The organism is Bifidobacterium sp. ESL0732, assembly GCF_029395535.1.
In the GTDB taxonomy this organism is placed as follows: domain Bacteria; phylum Actinomycetota; class Actinomycetes; order Actinomycetales; family Bifidobacteriaceae; genus Bifidobacterium.
Genome location: NZ_CP113920.1, coordinates 1,771,979 through 1,787,941, shown reverse-complemented (window position 1 = coordinate 1,787,941; position 15,963 = coordinate 1,771,979). Strand labels below are relative to the sequence as shown.

Annotated in this window: 12 protein-coding genes; 9 read left to right on the top strand and 3 right to left on the bottom strand. The window is 56.2% G+C overall.

Going from position 1 to position 15,963, the window contains the following annotated elements; translation table 11 throughout:
• The first annotated feature begins 18 nt into the window (after positions 1-18).
• Positions 19-2,034 carry an ABC transporter ATP-binding protein gene (locus OZX70_RS06930; RefSeq protein WP_277182155.1) on the top strand — a complete coding sequence of 672 codons (2,016 nt, stop codon included), beginning with the start codon at positions 19-21 and terminating at the stop codon, positions 2,032-2,034.
• 169 nt (positions 2,035-2,203) lie between these two features.
• On the opposite strand, the gene OZX70_RS06925 is transcribed toward OZX70_RS06930, so the two are convergent.
• Positions 2,204-2,455, bottom strand: coding sequence for a metal-sensitive transcriptional regulator (locus OZX70_RS06925; protein WP_277182154.1), 252 nt, complete (start codon positions 2,453-2,455; stop codon positions 2,204-2,206).
• A gap of 446 nt (positions 2,456-2,901) precedes the next feature.
• Here OZX70_RS06925 and OZX70_RS06920 point away from each other — a divergent pair, with 446 nt between their 5' ends.
• The 5 genes from OZX70_RS06920 to hemH all read left to right on the top strand — a co-directional run bounded on the left by OZX70_RS06920 (position 2,902) and on the right by hemH (position 9,754).
• The gene (locus OZX70_RS06920) at positions 2,902-3,279 is read left to right on the top strand and encodes a cupredoxin domain-containing protein (protein WP_348519429.1); all 378 of its coding nucleotides are present in this window, start codon (positions 2,902-2,904) and stop codon (positions 3,277-3,279) included.
• 185 nt (positions 3,280-3,464) lie between these two features.
• Positions 3,465-5,885: a heavy metal translocating P-type ATPase gene (locus tag OZX70_RS06915; RefSeq protein ID WP_277180196.1), complete on the top strand. Its 2,421-nt coding sequence runs from the start codon at positions 3,465-3,467 to the stop codon at positions 5,883-5,885.
• A 600-nt stretch (positions 5,886-6,485) separates the two neighbouring features.
• Positions 6,486-7,388, top strand: coding sequence for a hydrogen peroxide-dependent heme synthase (hemQ, locus tag OZX70_RS06910; protein ID WP_277180194.1), 903 nt, complete (start codon positions 6,486-6,488; stop codon positions 7,386-7,388).
• The gene (locus OZX70_RS06905) at positions 7,381-8,817 is read left to right on the top strand and encodes an MFS transporter (protein ID WP_277180192.1); all 1,437 of its coding nucleotides are present in this window, start codon (positions 7,381-7,383) and stop codon (positions 8,815-8,817) included. Before hemQ ends, OZX70_RS06905 begins: the two co-directional genes overlap by 8 nt.
• Complete coding sequence (gene hemH, locus OZX70_RS06900) at positions 8,807-9,754, top strand: ferrochelatase (RefSeq protein WP_277180190.1); 948 nt, start codon at positions 8,807-8,809, stop codon at positions 9,752-9,754. The genes OZX70_RS06905 and hemH overlap by 11 nt, the downstream gene beginning before the upstream one ends.
• Before the next feature lie 481 nt (positions 9,755-10,235).
• Here the strand turns inward: hemH and OZX70_RS06895 are convergent, their stop codons facing one another.
• Positions 10,236-10,865: a DUF6198 family protein gene (locus OZX70_RS06895; RefSeq protein ID WP_277180188.1), complete on the bottom strand. Its 630-nt coding sequence runs from the start codon at positions 10,863-10,865 to the stop codon at positions 10,236-10,238.
• Positions 10,866-11,132: 267 nt separating this feature from the next.
• On the bottom strand, positions 11,133-11,579 hold the full coding sequence (locus OZX70_RS06890) for a MarR family transcriptional regulator (protein ID WP_277180187.1): 447 nt from the start codon (positions 11,577-11,579) through the stop codon (positions 11,133-11,135).
• Between the two features lie 137 nt (positions 11,580-11,716).
• Here OZX70_RS06890 and OZX70_RS06885 point away from each other — a divergent pair, with 137 nt between their 5' ends.
• The 3 genes from OZX70_RS06885 (at position 11,717) to OZX70_RS06875 (ending at position 15,960) form a co-directional block, all read left to right on the top strand.
• Positions 11,717-13,897, top strand: coding sequence for a TetM/TetW/TetO/TetS family tetracycline resistance ribosomal protection protein (locus OZX70_RS06885; protein ID WP_277180185.1), 2,181 nt, complete (start codon positions 11,717-11,719; stop codon positions 13,895-13,897).
• A 102-nt stretch (positions 13,898-13,999) separates the two neighbouring features.
• Entirely contained in the window at positions 14,000-15,037 is a 1,038-nt protein-coding gene (locus OZX70_RS06880; protein WP_277180183.1) for an alcohol dehydrogenase catalytic domain-containing protein, read from the top strand.
• A gap of 221 nt (positions 15,038-15,258) precedes the next feature.
• Positions 15,259-15,960 carry an ABC transporter ATP-binding protein gene (locus OZX70_RS06875; RefSeq protein WP_277180181.1) on the top strand — a complete coding sequence of 234 codons (702 nt, stop codon included), beginning with the start codon at positions 15,259-15,261 and terminating at the stop codon, positions 15,958-15,960.
• The last annotated feature ends 3 nt before the right edge of the window (positions 15,961-15,963 follow it).

Here is a 15,963-nt window from a genome sequence, read left to right as displayed (position 1 = left end):
GGCCAGACCAAGGGCGCGATGAAGAAACGCAAGGCTGGCAAGCCCGGTATGCCCGCGGTGCAGAAAGCGCCGAAAGGCACCACCAAGCGGTTGCTCGGCTATATCTTCCACTACCGCTGGCAGTGCGTTGTCGTGATTATCGGCATCCTGATTTGTGCCTGCACGCAGTCGCTGCCCTCGTTCGTGCTGCAGCCGCTGATCGACAACTGCATCATGCCCTTTATCCACGCGCAGACGCCGGATTGGGGCCCGCTGATTCGTATGACAATCATCGTCGGTTCCATCTATGCGCTAGGTATGGTCGCCTCATTCGTCTGGAACTATATGGTCGTCGGCATCGAGCAGGGCGTGCTCAAGACGGTGCGTGACGAGATGTTCGAGCACCAGCAAAAGCTGCCGATTCGCTATTTCGATACGCACGAGCACGGCGACATGATGAGCCGATACACCAACGACACCGACACCTTGCGCCAGATGGTCTCTCAGGCCCTGCCGCAGTTGCTGATTTCCGCGGCGTCTGTGGTGGCAGCCCTGTTCGCCATGCTCTGGCTTTCCGTCCCGTTTACCATCTTCACCATCGTCTTCGTGGCGCTGATGATGCTTCTGGTGCGTGTGATCGTCAGCCGTTCCGGACGCTACTTCGTCAGCCAGCAGGAGAAAATCGGCGACGTCAACGCGTTCGTCGAGGAATCCGTCAACGGGCAGAAGGTCATCAAGGTCTTCAACCACGAGGATGCCACGCAGAACCGTTTCGACAAGAAGAACGAAGAGCTTTTCGAGGCCTCTTCCAAGGCGAACATCTACGCGAACATCACCATGCCCGTCATCGGCAACATGGGCAATGTGCTCTACGTGCTGCTGGCCATTGTCGGAGGCGTAGCGGGCATCAACGGCTGGTTCAACTTTGGTTTCGGCGGTTCCGGGTCGTTGACGCTCGGCGCTATCGTTTCGTTCCTCACGCTTTCCAAGGCGTTGATCAACCCGATCAGCCAGATTTCCTCGCAGATCAACATGATCATGATGTCGCTGGCCGGAGCGGCGCGTATCTTCAACCTGATTGACGAGCCGGTGGAATCCGACAACGGCACCGTGCGTCTGGTCAGCGTCGAGCTTGGCTCGGACGGCCGCACAATGACGGAAACCGATCACGAGACCGGCCACTGGGCATGGAAGCGCGCGGCGGACGACGATGGCACACGCTCCCTTGAGGCCGCCAAGAAACTCAAGGGCTCGGCCCGTGAGGTTGCGATGAAGGCGCATGAGAAGGCTGTTACTTCTCCGGATGGTCGTTTGACGTTGCTGCGTGGCGACGTGCGCTTCACGAACGTTTCGTTCGGCTACAATCCGGACAAGACCGTCCTGCACGACATCACCTGGTTCGCCAAGCCCGGTCAGAAGATGGCTTTGGTTGGTGCCACCGGTGCCGGCAAGACCACTATTACCAATCTCATAAATCGCTTCTACGACGTGCAGGAAGGCCAGATCCTTTACGACGGCATCGATGTCAACAACATCAAGAAGGCCGACCTGCGCCGCTCGCTCGGCATCGTGCTGCAGGACGTCAACCTCTTCACCGGTACAGTGCTCGACAACATCCGTTACGGCAAACTCGACGCCACCGATGAGGAGTGCATCGATGCCGCCAAGCGCACCAACGCCGACGGCTTCATTCGCATGCTGCCGCAAGGCTACAACACCGTGTTGCAGGGCGACGGTTCCGGGCTTTCGCAAGGCCAGCGTCAGCTGATTTCCATCGCCCGCGCCGCCGTGGCCGACCCGCCTGCCATGATTTTGGACGAGGCCACCAGCTCCATCGACACCCGCACTGAGGAAGTTGTGGAACAGGGCATGGACGCGCTGATGAACGGCCGCACCGTCTTCGTCATCGCCCACCGTCTCTCCACCGTGCGCAACTCCGACATCATCATGGTGCTCGACCACGGCCGCATCATCGAACGTGGCACGCACGACGAGCTCATCGCCCAGCACGGCGAGTACTACCAGCTCTACACTGGCAAACTCGAACTGGAGTAAAGCTGTTGGCGGCTCTTTTATAGCATTCGGGGCCTTCAAAGCAAGAAACCGGCCATCTAGCGGTTGCTAGTGGCCGGTTTCTTGCATGAAGCGTTATTGATGCAAGAAATGTGTCGCTTGGCGGCTGTCAGTGGCTGGTTTCTTGCATGAAGTGCTATTCGAGCAAGAATCAGGACTTGACCAGCCGTTTGATGGCGGTGACGGCCTCGTCCATCTTCTCGTCGGCCACTGGTCCGCCTTTGGCCGCCGCCGTTGCGACGCAGCTGTCGAGATGGTCTTCGAGCAGAAGCAGCGCCACTGATTTCAGAGCGCTGTTCGAGGCGGCGATCTGGGTCAGCACATCGATGCAATAGGTGTCGTTCTCGACCATCGACGTGATGGCCCGCACCTGTCCTTCGACGCGGCGCAAGCGCGTGACGATTTTTTTCTTGTCGTGGACATAGCCGACGTGGGTGCAATGTTGCGATGATGCGTCGGCTGCTTTGTTGTCGCCGCAGGCACAGGTGGCGCTTCCTCCGCCGTTCGCAGCAGGCGGCTTCGGGGTTTTGCCTGATGCCTCGGTCGATATCGTCGCTATGGGTTGGTTCGCTGAAGCCGTGCCAGTGAAGGCCCGTCGCGATTCGTGGTTTTGGGCGGTATCTGCACCAGGGTCCGTCTTGTGTCTGGTTTCGTTGTCTGTCATGTGTTTCATTGTGATTGCTTTCCGTTATCGCACGTTGCTGGCCCATTGGCCTTGCGCGGCGAACATTGCGATGCTGAGCTGAATATATTGACATTATATACCCTAGGGGGGTATGGTAAATTTCAGTTACAGCGAATACGAAGAAGCTGCCGGAAAAGACTCCGGCGACGGAATGCGAGGGGAATATGGTTGTCAACATTGCAGTGATTCTTGTGGCTCTGATCGTAAGCGTGGCCATCATATGGTATTTCTTTGCACCTCGCAAGGCGGCGCAAGCAAGCCGTGAGGGTGCTTTGCAGACCGCGCATATCGTGGTGAAGGGCGGTTATACGCCGGCCGAGATCGACGTGGAGGCCGGTTCCCCGGTCCGTCTGCAATTCGACCGTCAGGAGGACGGCGAATGCTCGTCGCATGTCGTTTTCAGCGACTTGGGCATCGACCAGACCCTGCCGCCATTCAAGACGACCGACGTCGAATTCACGCCGAACAAGCCCGGCGATCTGCCGTATGCGTGCGGTATGAACATGCTGCACGGCATAGTGCACGTGTTGCCGAAACAATAAGGGATGGCGGCGTGATGGGAAAACATGCTCATAACGTCTCAATTGTGCCTTTGGATGCTGTCCGCGGCGTGCTTATGGCAAGAAGGGCGTCGGAGTTATTTATTTCTGCAGTGAGGAGCGAATAAAGTCCATAGCGTTGGCATTGAAAAAATGCCGAATGCTACGAGTCGAGCGAAAGTTGGAAAATGACCGATAAAATGAGAGGTGCCGATGTGGCCGGCGGAAGTACGGATCCGGACGCAGTGCGCAAAAAAGAAATCAAGACGCTTGAACGCAGACTCATCGTCGCTGCTGTGCTGACGATTCCCGTGTTCGTCTTCGCCATGTTCGGCATGTGGCTCAAAGCGTTCATCCCTATGGGCATCATCGACTTCTTTACCAATCCCTGGGTCGAGTTCCTTTTCATCACCCCGGTCATGTTCTATTCCGGCTGGCCGATTCATCGCACCGGATGGCTGGCGCTCGTGCACCGCGCTCCCGAAATGAACTCGCTGGTGGCGTTGGGAACCGCAGCATCATATGCGTATAGCGTTGTGGTGACTGTTGCCCCGGGCATCCTGCCTCCGAGCGCGCGCGATCCGTATTACGAATCTGTTGGTACCATCATCACATTAATGCTTTTGGGCCAGCTGCTCGAAGCGCATGCCCGCCTCGGTACCGGCGAATCGATTCGGGCGCTCATTAACCTCACGCCGAAAACCGCGCATGTCGTCCGCGATGGCAAGGAGCTTGACATCAATGCCGACCAGGTCGAGGTAGGCGATATCGTTGTCATCAAGCCGGGGGAGCAGCTTCCGGTTGACGGCAAGGTGATTTCCGGCCAGACCTCCATCGACGAATCCATGATCACCGGCGAATCCATGCCGGTTGCTAAGGGTGAGGGTGATACCGTGACCGGTGCCACTATCAACGGCAACGGAACGCTGCGATATCGTGCCACGAAGGTCGGGCGCGACACGGTGCTCGCGCAGATTATCAAGCTCGTTCGCACCGCCCAGACCTCGAAGGCACCGATTCAGAAGCTCGCCGACAAGATCTCCGGCTATTTCGTGCCGGGAGTCATCCTCATCGCCATCTGGACCTTCGTCATCTGGTGGGTCTTCGGCCCCGCGCCGCAAGGGCTTTACGGTCTGGTGTCGGCCGTGGCTGTCTTGGTCATCGCCTGCCCCTGCGCGTTGGGTATCGCCACCCCGCTTTCCGTGACGATTTCGACCGGCAAAGCCGCGCGATACGGTGTGCTCATCCGTTCTGCCGAGGCGCTGCAAACCGCGCGTGACGTCGATACCGTCGTGCTCGACAAAACCGGTACCATCACTCGTGGCAAGCCGGAACTGACCGATATCGGTTGGGTGGGCGACATTGCGAACGAAGCTCAAAGCGACAACGCAAACGACAACGCAGGTGTACGAGCGCAACAGGGCAATTTGCTCTCCTTGATAGCGGGAGCCGAACAGGTTTCCGAGCATCCGCTGGCACAGGCCATCGTCAAAGGCGCCGAACAGCGCAAACTGGAAGTGCCGAAGGCGGATTCGTTCGAGGCCGTGCCGGGTAGCGGGGTAGTGGCCAAAGTGGCCGGTCACGATGTCGTTGTCGGCAATGACGAGCTGATGAACAGTCGTCAAATTGGTACTTCGATATCTGGCAAAACCGAAACGATATTCTCAAACTATGCCCAGAAAGGCAAGACTCCGATTCTGGCCGCTGTGGATGGCAAATTGGTTGCCGTGCTGGCCGTCGCGGACACCGTCAAACCGGATTCGGCGAAGGCCGTTGCAGCCCTACGCGAGCGCGGGCTGCAAGTGGTCATGCTCACTGGCGACAACAAGACGACCGCCTCGGCCATGGCCAATGAGGTGGGTGTGGACCGCGTCATCGCTGGTGTCCGTCCGGAACGCAAGGCCGAGGAAATCGTGCGCTTGCAGAACGAGGGCCACATGGTCGGCATGGTCGGCGACGGCATCAACGACGCCCCGGCGCTCGCAGCTGCGGATGTCGGCTTCGCCATCGGCACCGGCACCGACGTGGCCATCGAGTCCTCGGACATCACGTTGGTGTCCGGCAGCCTCAGCGGCTTGGTGACGGCAATTGACCTGTCACGTGCAGCCATGCGCAACATCAAGCAAAATCTAGGCTTCGCCTTCGGCTACAACGGCATCGGCATCCCGATCGCCGCCGGCATCCTCTACCCGCTCTGGCACATCATGTTGAACCCGATGATCGCAGGCGCCGCGATGGCGTTCTCCTCGCTTTCCGTGGTGCTGAACGCGAACCGTCTGCGCTCGTTCAATCCGGCCACGGTCAAGCCGCGTCGGTTCACCTTCAAGCTCCGCGAACGTCACGTTGAGCTTAAAGGTAGCCAAAAATCTGTTGACGCGTCCCCGGATGCGTCGCACAACAACAACCAACCCGCGAAAGCGAAAGAAGGAACCACCATGGATATGAACATGAACAGCGGCGCCAGCACCGTCAAGGACCCGGTCTGCGGCATGATGATCGACCCGAAGAGCGCAGCCGGAAGCCAGGACTACAACGGCAAGACCTACTACTTCTGCAGCGACAACTGCGCCAAGTCCTTCGCCGCCGACCCCGCCAAGTACGCGGAGTGACGCTTAGGTAATCATTAGAAATTTAGGCTGTGGCCATCTGTTTTGTGGATGGTCACAGCCTTTTTCGTATTGAGCGCTTGCGCTAACACACCTTGCTAAAAGATACAGTACGAATATCCATGGTATCTTTCGATAATTATGGGTCAGTATGAGTCGTTTTTGGTCTCTCGATTGCGACGCGATGTCGCCCTTCTAAAGTGCGACACGCCGGAAAATCCGCGGAATAACTTGTTTTGAGACTAAATATTATCGAAACGTCTCAAAAGTGATTTGGAACGTGTAACATAACTCTTGTGACTTGAGAAGTCAAACCTTCTAATAGCTATTATAGCAGACTTTTATTTATTTGTCTGCGGTAATTTTATTTGAAGATTTTCGATAAGATGACTGTTTTCGTTGTTTTATTGAGGTTTTCACTGTCGATATCGATAGTTGCATTGGTCGTAAAGCGGTAATAGCCGATGCAATTATAGATGTGGCATATAAGGTTTGACGTAACCTGTCGGATGTATCTGACTGGTCTTGTCGACAATGACGTGCAACAGCGCCGTGCCGTGGTCCAGCGGGCATATCCGCATACAAGCTAAGGAGAGATGAGATATGCAAGAGCCAGTAGCGACATTGGATGGCTGGTACTGCCTGGACCTGTGGTGGAAGATGGATTGGCCGTCGTTCCAAAAGCAGAGCCCCGAGGCGCAACGCAACGAAGTCAGCCAGTTCAAGCAGATGCTCGCCGAATTCGAGGCCAACGAGGAGGCGGGCAAAGGCAGCTGGTACCTCTTCGATGTCAGCGGCACCAAGGGCGACCTGGGTCTCATTCTCTACCGCGAGACGCTTGACGAGCTCAACGAAATCGAAAACCGCTTGGCAAAGTTGCCACTTTCGGCGTATCTGACCAGAGCTGGTTCGTTCGTTTCCATCGGCGAAGCCGGCACCTATTCTGGCAAGCCGAAAAGCGATCGCGGCTGGGCCTATGTCAACCGCGCGGTCAAGCCGAAGCTGCCGAAGAAGCCATATGTCTGCTTCTACCCGATGTCCAAAACCCGTAACCCGGGTGCCAACTGGTACACGCTTCCCTTCGAGCAACGGCAGGCCTATATGAAGGATCACGGCAAGATCGGCCGGTCGTTCGGCGGCCGTGTGCTGCCGTTCATTACCGGCGCGATGGGCCTTGACGACCACGAATGGGGCGTCTTGCTGCTGGCCGATGACCCGCTGGTCTTCAAGAAGATTATCGAGGCGATGCGTTACGCCGAAGCCAGCTCCATTTATGGTGATTTCCCTTATTTCGTATCAGGCACGTACCTTCCTGTCGAAGATCTGGATCACTTCTTCCTTGATGGCTGGGAAATAAGCCGCCCGAAGCCGGGTGCCCGCCACACCCTGGAGGGCGAGATCATTGCCGCAGGGGCCGAAGAACCTGTTTCTTCGCCATCTGGCATTGCCGCATCCGCCTCCGCATCTCCATCCGTGTCAGCCCCAAGGGCCGAACATCATGAGTGATGCTGTGCCCCAAGCTCAAGCCAAGGCATCCGAGGCGGCGAAGACCTTGGGGAAAGCCGTGCGCAAAACCCCGATCTGGTTCTATGCGCTGGTCGTTTTCGTCACGCAGCTTGACAGCGGTTCGGCCGGCACCCTGCTTTCCTCGATTAGCAAGACCTTCGGTCTGACCACGCTGGGCTCCTCGTGGGTGGCAGGCATCTACACGCTGGGTCTCGTGGTGGGCACCCCGATCATGGCGAACCTTTCCGACACCCGCGGCACCAAGAAGGTCTTCCTCTGGGAGCTCGGCCTCTGGTTCGTCGGTTGCCTGATCATCGCGCTTGCACCTCTATACCCGCTGATGCTCGCGGGCCGCTTCATCCAGGCCATCGGCGACAGCGGCATCATGGTGCTCGCGATGAGCGAGCTGATGCAGGCCGCGCGCAAGAACCACCAAGGGCGCAGGGTCTCCTTCGTCGGCGTGGTCGCGGGACTTTCCGCCGTGGCCGGACCGGCCCTGGCAGGCATGGCGATCGGGATGGCCAAAAACTGGCGTGTCTTCTATTACGGCATGCTTCCCGTCCTGCTCATCCTCTTCGTGATGGCCTGGTTCGTCATGGACAACCAGCTTGCGGCGACGAGCACCAAGACGGATCTGGCTGGCCTGTGCTCCTTCTCCGTGGCGCTGTTGACGTTGATGCTCGGCATCACGTTAAGCCAGCATTTCAGACAGTATTGGGTCATCGTCCTCGCACTCTTCGCGGTCGCCGTGGTCGCGTTTCTGCTCTTCCTATACTCCGAAAAGAAGCTCGATAAGGGCACGATGCCGTTCCTGCCGATCAGCCTGTTCCGCAATCGTTCCTATGTGCTGACCCTTGTACTGGCGATGGTCGGCGGCAGTCTCTTCTCGCTTTTCATCTATATTCCCACCTACGTCCACGCCGTCTTCCACCTTTCCAAGGCGCTTTCCGGCATGACCATGATGGGCACCGGGCTGGGCAGCCTGGTCGGTTCGTACGTCGGCGGCGTTTTCGTCGACAAACTCGGCAACAAGAAGGCTCTGATCGTCTCGAGCGCCATCAATGGTATTTCCGTTATCGGCATTCTTCTGACTTCCAGTAGCCTGCCGGCGTTCTTTGCGCTGTCGACGCTGTTCGGCCTCGGCCTTGGTGCCTTCATGTCCTCGCCGCTGCAGGTCATCGCCGGCCGTTTGGCCGCACCCGACCAACGTATGCAGGCCATCGGTGGTGTCTCGGCCTGCAAGAAAATCGGCATGACCATCGCTCCGCTCGTCTTCGCCTCGGCCATGCTTGTCGGCAGCGTGAACGGCAATCCGACGTTGACCTCCTTCCGCGCCATGTTCATGGTCGCGCTGGCGGTCGCCGTGGTGTGCATTGTGCTGACCCTATTTATCCCCTTCAACAAAGGAAACATCGATTATGACAAGTAAACATTCCGACAACGCATCATCCGCCCAGAAAAAGGCGGTGCTCCTAATGGCCTACGGCACCCCGTACAAAACGGAGGACCTGATGGGTTATTACACCAATATCCGTCATGGCGTCAAGCCGTCTCAAGCGCTGTTCGACGAACTGGCCGGTCGTTACGAAGCCATCGGCGGCACCTCGCCGCTCGCCAAGATCACTGACGATCAGGTCGCGGGCCTTCAGGCTGCGCTCGATCGCGATCATCCCGGCGAATACGTCGTTCGCAAGGGATTCAAATACATTAAGCCCTATATCGCCGATACCGTCGACGAGTTTGCCGAAGCCGGGATTACCGAGGTCTATGGTCTTCCGTTGGCCCCGCAGTATTCCGTGTACTCCGTCGAGAACTATCACGAGCGTGCGCAGGAGGCGTTAAAGAAGCACCCAGGAATCGCCTACCATCCTATTCGTAGTTGGTGGAAAGACGAGAATCTCATCAGGTTCTGGGCCGACCAACTGACCGCCATGAAAGACCTCACCGATCGCGCCGACACCGAGGTCATTTTCAGCGCCCATAGCCTGCCGATGCGCATCATCAATGGTGGTGACCCCTATCTCGATGAGGTTACCGGCAATGCCAAAACCGTGGCCAAAGCCGCCGGTCTGAGCAATGGACAATACACTATCGCATGGCAGAGCGCCGGACGCACCGGTGAGCCTTGGATTGGCCCTGATTTCAAGGAAACCGCCAAGGACCTCATCCAAGATGGCGGCATCTCCACCATCGTTTCGGCTTCGCTTGGCTTCATTGCCGACAATCTTGAAATTCTCGACGATGTCGACATCGAGCTGAAGGATGAGATCGAATCCGTCGGCGGTAGGCTGCGTCGTCTGCGGATGCCGAACGCAGACCCGCTTCTGATCGCCGCGTTGGAAGATGCCGTTTTGGGAGCCGAGTAGCAGGCATTCGCAGCGTTGTGGTTGCCGGATAGCGGAGTATGGTATCGTCCCCGTAATCCGGCAACTCGGCAATCCGGCCCCGGCAATCCGGCAAGTTTGCGCGTCAGCAAGTTCCGCTAACTGAGGAATTCGCAGGCAGGTTACCGCAATTCCTTTTGGACAGTCTATCTTGAATAAAGCGCGAAACGGTGCATTTCTATTTTTTTATGATGAATTCCCGCATTTTGAGACGAAACTTTGTTAAGGTGTCGCAAAAGACGGTAAGGGCGTGTACACTGTAATCAGTGATTCGATGAAGGCCTTGTCTCTTATCTTTCGCTTGTTGTAAGCGGTGTCCGGTTTTACTGGAGGATCGGATATCCGCAGGTTGTGTGGTGAAGCGGCGTCGCTTGTTCTTTCTTCCCAAATTCTTTTGGCTCGCTTCACCATGCCCATTTCGCGTGTGATGTTGTTTTCCGTGTGCTCGTCGTTTTCCTTGGCTTCAACGGCGCAGAAAATTGGTGAATCTGGGTAGTCCGCGTTCGACGAGACTGACGCATTCGCCGGTGAGCAAAGCCGAGAGAATGGTACCCTCTCGTACGCCGATGAGCCGATGGGTACAAACAAGTGCGAGAAGGGCCGCCGCCACTACCATGGTGCTGTCGGCGAGAATTTTCATGGTTCCGAATTTTTTGTGGAACCGTTGTGCCAGAGCCGACGCGATACCCTCTCCCGGCATCATCAGCAGATTCGAATTGACCTCGCAATAGACGCCGATGGCAAGAATCGGTATGCTTACCAGACTAAGGGAAAGTTGTGCGATGTAGGTCTGAGGATGGATGGGCCGCAAAAAGGAGACGAAGACGTCGATGATGGCTCCGAAGAGGAGTGACGGTAGGATCTGGATGAGGTTGTGCCAGCCGAATCCGTGACAGAGCACCACCCATTCCAGGAACACGATGACGAGCATGAAAAGAACGGTTGCCTCGCCGATGGTCAGGGGCGTGATGATGCTGACGACGTTGGGAACGCTGGAAATCGGCGAGGTCCCGATCAACGCTGTTTTCGCAAGGGCTACGGCGAAACCCATGACGGTGATGCCGAATGCCAGTGTGATGATGCGCTTGGCCAAATTCCCTGCTGAGATATGCGGACGATTGATGGTCGCTTCTTCGTCGGAGATTTCGCTTTCCGGTTTTTGGTTGTGCTTGTTGTTTTTTGTTATTGAGTTGAACGTATGCGGTTCCTTTTTGTGCTTGGTGTGCTTGGTGTGCGTAGTTGGTTGGTTTTGTTTGTGTGTGCGCGGGCGGGTTTGGGCAATGCCGAACGGTCTTTTGGCCTATGGGACTTTGGGCGTCTTGCGGCCGGTTGCGCACGCGTTTGGGATTCGCTTAAAGGCTCATTGGTTTCGGTTGTGTCGCTTGTCGGGTCCCAGCAAGGCCTGATAGGTGGCATGGAGGTCATCGGCGAATCGCTCCGCGTCGAAATGGGGCATGGCGGCGAACAAATCGTGCCATTCCTTGTCCATGATGTCGGTGAGCTGCTCGGCCATTCGTTCGCCAGATGGCGTAAGCGATATGGTTTTCGCCCGTCTGTCGGTGGTCGAAGTCTCGCGCACTACCAGATTCTGCGAGGCGAGAACCGTGAGGTCCTTGGCTAGCAGGCTTGGATCCACGCTCATTTGCTTGGCGATGGCCGATTGCTGCAGATTCGGGTTTTCGTGGATGAACATCAACAGGTCGCTTTGCGTGGCGCGAAGATTCATGGAGTCGAGCTGATGGTTGATATTGCTTTTGGTTTTACGGTAGATGCTGGCGATGTATTTGCTGAAATAGTGATAATGCATACTGACCTTCAAAATTTAGTGGATAAGTCCATTATATATAATTCATGGACTTCTCCATCATTTTTTCATCAAGAGCCCAGACCGTGCGGTAATCTCGGTGTGCCAATAAAGAAACGTCGACCGGCCTGGAGGATGAGATGGCAAGACGAGCGGTGGTGGGGATCGCGGCGCATGTGGACGCGGGGAAGACCACGTTGTGCGAGGCGATGCTCTATCGAGCCGGCGACATCCGCAAGCTTGGGCGGGTTGATCACGGCGACGCGTTCCTCGACACCGACGTGATGGAGAAGCGGCGTGGCATCACCATCTTCTCCAAGCAGGCCATTTTGCGGCAGGGCAATTTTGAATTCACCTTGCTTGATACGCCTGGGCATGTCGATTTTTCGGCCGAAATGGAACGGACTCTTACCGTATTGGATTACGCGATTCTCGTGGTGGGTGCGAACGACGGGCTGCAGGGCTATACCGAAACGTTGTGGCGCCTGCTGGCCCGCTACCATGTACCGACGTTTATTTTCATTAATAAAATGGATGCCGCTGGGGCCGATAAAGCCGGACTGATTGCGCAGATGAAACAGCGGTTTTCCGAAGGTAGCGTTGATTTCGAAGGGGACGCTGAACCGGGAGAACAAGAAGAGGTCGCGTTGCTTGACGAGAGCGGCACGGCAATGGACGAGCTTTTGGACGACGGCCAAATCTCGGATGACACCTTGCGTTCGATGGTCGCCGAGCGTCAGATTTTTCCTTGTTATTCCGGGTCGGCGCTGAAGCTCGAGGGCATCGATGAGTTCCTTGCTGGGCTCGAACGATTCACGAAGCGGAAAAACTATTCGAGTGTGTTTGGCGCTCGCGTCTATAAAATCTCCCACGATGCGCAAGGCAATCGCCTCACTTGGCTCAAAGTCACCGGTGGCACTCTCAAAGTGAAGGAAACGCTGAGCAATAAGCGTGACGATTATTTCGGGAAACCAGAAAATGCCGATAAGCATGCCGGCGATGACTCATCTGGCAACTCTGGGAGCGATAATCAGAGTAAGAACAATGGTGCTCAATCTGAGAGTGGATTGTCCGAAATCGAAACTGAAATCTGGCAGGAGAAAGTCGACCAGATTCGGCGGTATTCGGGCGCTAAGTTCGAACTGGCCGATGAAGTCGCCGCCGGTGACGTGTGCGCCGTAACCGGCTTGACGAAAACTTTCCCGGGAGAGGGCCTGGGCTTTGAGGCTGACGCTGGGGAGTCGGTTCTTCAGCCGGTGCTGACCTATACGGTTCTGCCGGGCAAAACGGGAACGGGCGACGAGTCGCAAAACCATGTCAATGAAACACAAAATGACGATTCGTCTTCAACTCCGCCATCCTCCAAGCCTGCCGAAGTCACGCCACAGTTGCACAAGATCTTGGTGGCTTTGCGCACGCTCCAGGACGAGGATCCGGCCTTGCATGTGCGCTGGGTGGCGAGGCTGGGCGAGATCCACGTGCAGCTGATGGGCGCGGTGCAGATTGAGATCATCACCCAGATGATGCACGACCGATTCGGCCTCGACGTCCATTTTGACACCGGCGGCATTCTTTATCGCGAGACCATCACTGCGCCGGTGGAGGGCATCGGCCATTTCGAGCCGTTGCGCCACTATGCCGAAGTCCACCTCAAACTTGAGCCGGGCAGACCTGGCAGCGGTCTGCATTTCGAGTCCCGCTGCAGTCTGGACGATCTCGACCGCAACTGGCAGAGAGCGATTCTGACCCATTTACGTGAAAAGGAACATCTCGGCGTCCTTACGGGTTCGCCGATCACGGATATGAAGATAACATTGATCGCTGGGCGGGGTCACGAAAAACATACGGAAGGTGGGGATTTCCGCGAAGCCACCTATCGCGCGGTTCGGCAAGGCCTGATGGAGCTCAAGGCGAAAGGGGAGTGCCGGCTTTTGGAACCCTACTACAGCTTCCGTCTCGAGGTTCCGCAGGACTTGCTGGGCCGTGCGATGTCCGATATTCAGCGGATGAGCGGCAGTTTCGATGCCCCGGAATCCGATGGCGATTACGCGCAGCTGGAGGGTGCAGCTCCGGTTTCGCAAATGCGCGACTATTCGATGGACGTCAACGCCTATACCCACGGCCAGGGCTCGCTCACCTGTGTTTTCGCTGGCTACCAGCCTTGCCATAATGCCGACGAAGTCATCAAGCAAACCGCCTATGGCCCGGAAACGGATCTTGAAAACACGCCCGATTCCGTCTTCTGCGCCCATGGTGCCGGCTACACGGTGCGTTGGAACAAGGTTCCCGATTTTGCCCACATCGATAGCGGATTGGTGTAATAGTCGAAACATTTTGTATCTGATAGTTGAAAATATAATAGGCTTGCGGTTCCTGTGTATAATTTAGTGACATTATATTCACCGATTTCAAGGAGGTAATTGATGAAGGGTTTCGGCATGATTGACACTGGGAAAGTCGGCTGGCTCGACATTCCCGAACCCACGCTGGACGATCCGTCCGGTGTGCTGATTGATATCACCGCGGTAGCGCCATGCACGACGGACGTGCATTTGGTGAAGAGCGGTGTTTCGATTCTTAGGGGCAACGTCATTGGGCATGAGGCCATTGGCATTGTCAGTGAGGTCGGGGAGTCGGTTAAGGACTTCAAAAAGGGCGACCGTGTGCTGGTTCCTGATTTCAGCCCTAATTTCGGTGATTTCGCCAGCCAGGATGGCATGGCGAACCGTTCTCCGAATTCTTCGCGAATGTTTGATCCCAATATGGACGGCTTGTTCACCCAAAGGGTGTTGTTCAAACGCGCAGATTCAGGTTTGGCGCATATTCCCGACAACGTCACGGATGAGCAGGCGTTGATGGTCGCGGACATGGTTCCGACATCTTTCAAAGCCATTGATTTTCTTGATGTCCAATTTGGTGAAACCGTCGCGGTTATCGGCATAGGCCCGGTTGGCTTGACAGGTGTGGAGGGGCTGTCCATCAAGGGCGCCGCAAAGATCATCGCTGTCGGTTCTCGCCCCATCACCAAGAACGTCGCCAAAGAATATGGAGCCAGTGTCATTCTGGACTATCATGACGGTCCTATTGTCGATCAGATCATCAAAGCCAATGATGGCAAGAAAGTGGACAAGGTTCTGATTGCCGGCGGCAACACGGATGTGGTCAAGGACGCGTTCAATGTCACCAGACCGGGAGGCAAAATCGCCAACGTCGCCGTGTTCGTTGTCCCTGAACTTGCGATTCCGACCAGCGGCGAGACGTTCGACATCGCCTACCAGGCCATCACCATCGGTGCTGGGCGGCTGTTCCTTGAGCGCTTGTTGAGCCTGATCAGCTATGGTCGTATTCATCCGGAACGCATCATCACCAAGACCTATCACGGTTTCGATAAGATTCCGGAGTCGTTCGAGTATATGACGGACAAGGGTCCGGACACGATCAAGGCGATTGTGATTTACTGAGTATCCGATTGACAACTTATAGCGTGGGGACTGCGGGTGTGCTTGCAGTCCCCACGTCTATTGTGCACAATGCATGATTCAGAATAAAAACTAGACGTATTTTTGTTGATATTCTAACGATTTAGCGGTGACACACTTCATCCTCGCAAGACGTTATCATCGATAGTCAGGACGTGGTTTGTCTTCGTCACAACCGCGTATCGAGTTGTGGAGGCAAAGCGATGGCATATATCGACGTTCGAAGCGAGACGAAGCAATATAAAACCGGTGATACAACCATCTACGCGAATCACGACGTGACTTTTTCCATCAACCAAGGCGAGCTGGTGGTCATTCTTGGCGCTTCCGGCGCTGGTAAATCCACGCTTCTGAACATCCTCGGCGGGATGGATACCTGCGACTCGGGTCAGGTGATCATCGATGGTAATGACATCGCGCAATACAATGCACGGGAGCTGACGACGTACCGTCGTTACGATGTCGGCTTCGTTTTCCAGTTCTACAACCTCATCTCCAACCTGACTGCACGCGAGAACGTCGAGCTTTCCGCCGAAATCGTGCCGCACGCCGCCGATCCGACCCAGACGCTGATCGACGTCGGACTCGAAAATCGTCTTGACAATTTCCCGGCGCAGCTTTCCGGCGGTGAGCAGCAACGTGTAGCCATCGCACGAGCGGTGGCGAAGAAACCGAAAATCCTGCTTTGTGACGAACCGACGGGAGCGTTGGACTACAGTACCGGCAAACAGGTGTTGCGCATCCTGCAGGACCAATCCCGAAAATTCGGCTCGACCGTCATCATCGTTACCCATAACGCGGCCATCGCGCCTATCGCTGATCGTGTCATCCACATGCGCGACGCTAGGGTGCAGTCTATCGAAGACCACGCAACACCGGCCGACATCAACGACATCGAATGGTGAGCG